Annotated in this window: 2 protein-coding genes; both read left to right on the top strand. The window is 58.2% G+C overall.

All coding sequences use genetic code 11. From position 1 onward, the window contains the following. Positions 1-285: 285 nt before the first annotated feature. A complete protein-coding gene (locus tag ABDZ36_RS09320; protein ID WP_188879985.1) occupies positions 286-642 on the top strand; it encodes a hypothetical protein in 357 nt (118 codons plus the stop codon). A 320-nt stretch (positions 643-962) separates the two neighbouring features. Beyond that, a complete protein-coding gene (locus ABDZ36_RS09315; RefSeq protein WP_188880027.1) occupies positions 963-2777 on the top strand; it encodes a transposase in 1815 nt (604 codons plus the stop codon). Positions 2778-3053: the final 276 nt, after the last annotated feature.

Genomic DNA, 3053 nt, shown 5'->3' with positions numbered 1-3053 from the left:
CGAGACAACGAGATGATTTCACGAGCTCAGGCTGTGCCCGCTGTTGCGTCCTCGGGGTAAACACGTACGAGAAATCATTATTCGGAAACGAAAGGGTAGTCTCTGACTGGTTTTAAACTGCGTGCACTTAGTGCACGGTTCTCTAAGCTAATAACTTGCTATAATAGTAATCAGACCGACCATAGTGTGTGAAGAGTTCTATGACACGCTCCATCTAGCTAGTTACCCATATGAACTGTCGGGGTCGTACTCGCTAACTACTATTCCGGTAATCCGCTCTACAATATGCACGAAATTGATGAGGACGAGTTCGGTGGTGTTTGGGCCGGAATAAGCACACTTCTTGTTGCACTGGTAGCCTTGGGTGTGTTCGTGTTTACGACAGACCCCATCAATAGTGGCGGGGTCATAGCGAGTGTTGCCCTCGCTATCTTTGGGCTTTCCCAAACCCTCGCTCCTCGTATCGTACCATGGTTCAAGGATCTCGATGATCGGGTGGTCGGGCTGTTTTGGATACTCGTCGGAATCTGTGTCGCCGCTATCGCTGTCGCCGCCTCACCTACGATTGGGAGGTTCGGGGGCGGACTGGTAATTGGGGCCGCATTCGTACTCTATGGATGTTTCACTGCACTGGGCCGATAGCCCAACGGTCTGCACTTATCGGTGCAACAGCATCGATAGACGGGGTATGTGAATGGTTGTATGATGCTCTCACTACTGGTAGGGGGCGTAGCGGACCAACGAATAGCGTACCCCCAGTAGGCGAATGCTTTTATGACAAAACGCCAGAATTGACAGTAGTGTCACAGACGGCGCGTCCGCCCAAAAATTCCCGGTGGAAGTGGCTCGGTCCAACGAGGAATATCGAGAGTGCTGGCTACGAATCCACACCAAGTGATTACCCCGTTGACGGTCTCTACGGCTCTGACGATTGCACGCTCGTCCGCGCTGCCTCTTTCGATATGACGTTCTACGAGATGGTCGATGGCGTCCTCAAGACCTACCCGCGTGAACAACAGGTCCGACACGACCGCTCGGTGACGCTGGACGACCTCGTCGCCGAAATCCCAGCCTGCTACCTCCGCTTCTACGATTCCTACGATCACGAACAGGGCCACCCGAAGCCCTGGGGAGCCGTCTTTCGCGCTCACGTCCTACGGTGCGTGAAAGGCTGGAAGAACGAGAAAACACTCTGGCGCTACCTCAAGCAGAAGCCGTTCCTCTGCACGCAGCTGGGCTTCGACGGCATTCCCGACCAGTCAACCCTCTATCGAGCGTGGGAATACCGTCTCTCCGAGGTACAGGACGCGGTACGAGACGCCGCCGAAGTCGTCGTGGATATCGCCCGCTACCACGACATCCCCGCGCCCGAACCCGAGTTTCTGCCTGATCAGCTGACCGATACGGTGACGAACTCGAAGAGCAAGGACACGCTCGCCCGCGAAAAGGCCCGTGAGGTCTGGAAGGGAGCGAAGCCTATCGTCGAGGACTGCTTCCACCTCAACCGCGGCGACAACGCCTCCATTCCCGAGGGTGCGTTCTGGGAGCAGCAGGCCTACCTCGGGATGCGGTCGGATATGCACCCGCACGACGGTGCCGGAAACTTCGCCGAGGAATCGACCCGGCGGAAGACGCCGTCGGGCGACTCGCACCGGTTACAGACGAAGACGCTCGGCGTTGAGCGCATTCGGACAATGCTCCGGGAGACTGGCCGGACGCTCGTTGCGCGGGCGAAGTCGAAGGACAAGATGGGGCGCAAGCAGATGGCGGCAATCGACTTCACGAAGGGCAACCCGTGGAGCGGCCACGTTGAACGCGATAGCAGCGGACAGAATCAGGAGCCGTGGATTCTCGGGTACAAGGGAGACAACGGGCCGTTCTTCCAGTGGGCGGTCATCAAACTCGTCGGCCACGACATCCCGCTGATCCTTGATGCCGTCCCGGTTGTTCGTGGTCGGAAGCGAGCGGACATCGTGGACGATCTCCTCGACGGCGCGACCGACATTGTCCCCGGACTCGATTTGGTGATGATGGACCGCGAGTTCGCGCTTGACGGCGTGAAGGACGCCTGCGAGAAACACGACGTCCACTACCTGAACCCCGGCGTTGTCCGGTCCAGTAGCGACCACGAGCACCAGATCGCCAAGCTCGCCAGCGAGGACAAAGACTTTGACGTGGTCGAGCAGGAGCGTCTGGACGATGGCCCGACACGGAAAGCGGTCTACCTCCCGAAACGCGAGTGGGGGCGTGAGGACGAAGACGATGACGGGACGGACGTCACAATTCGACAGGAACTCATCGAGGACTTTGAGGACGTCGGCGACACGACACCGCTCTCGGAGGACCGCGACAGCGACTCGCCACTAAGGGACCTTCTCGATGAGGTTGCCGAAGAGGAGGTAATCGAGGAGCCGGCACGGGTTGAAGCGCCGACGGTACCCTTCGAGACGAACATCCCGTGGGTGGACGTTGATCCCGAGGATGAGCAGGAGATGAAGCACCAGGTTGGGCGGCTGATGGTCCGGTACAAGCGGCGCTGGGGCATCGAGAACGGGTTCAAGAAGCTGAAGACGTTCCTCGCGGAGACGCAGTCGCCAGACCACCGGTTCCGGTACTTCAACTTCGCGTTCGCCTGCGTCCTCTACAACTGCTGGCGGCTTGTGGACATCCTCGTGCAGTTGGAGATGGACGGGGAGGTTGGGAACGAACCGGCGATCACGGCGAACTCGTTCCTGACGTTTGCCAAGAAGAGTTACGGCCTCGACCCGCCCGACTAACTCCCTCGTTTCCGCTGGGCTTGCTCGGTCGTGAGCGGCAGTGCTGTCCCGGACGCCGATTTCTCACCGGATTTGTGAACGATATCAGACAGTTCTCCCGGAAGCGCGTTCCAAGACTTGCTCGGGTACTTCTTCCAGACTTCTTAGCTGTGATACCTGTGCATTATAGAGCCATCTTCGCAACATCCACAGGTTCGGAGGATATCGAAAATACATGCTCCGTTGAACGCCGACGCCCTCTGCGGATTGTATCGCTGATTTCAGGGGATTTGGACG

The sequence above is a fragment of the Halarchaeum salinum genome, from assembly GCF_039520965.1.
Lineage (GTDB): Archaea > Halobacteriota > Halobacteria > Halobacteriales > Halobacteriaceae > Halarchaeum > Halarchaeum salinum.
Note: the sequence above shows the minus strand (reverse complement) of the source record. Positions and strands in the feature narration are given on the sequence as shown.

What these genes read in the sequence shown, in the direction of transcription:
- ABDZ36_RS09320 (WP_188879985.1), top strand. Translation starts at nt 286, where the DNA reads ATGCACGAAATTGATGAGGACGAGTTCGGTGGTGTTTGGGCCGGAATA.
- ABDZ36_RS09315 (WP_188880027.1), top strand. Translation starts at nt 963, where the DNA reads ATGACGTTCTACGAGATGGTCGATGGCGTCCTCAAGACCTACCCGCGT.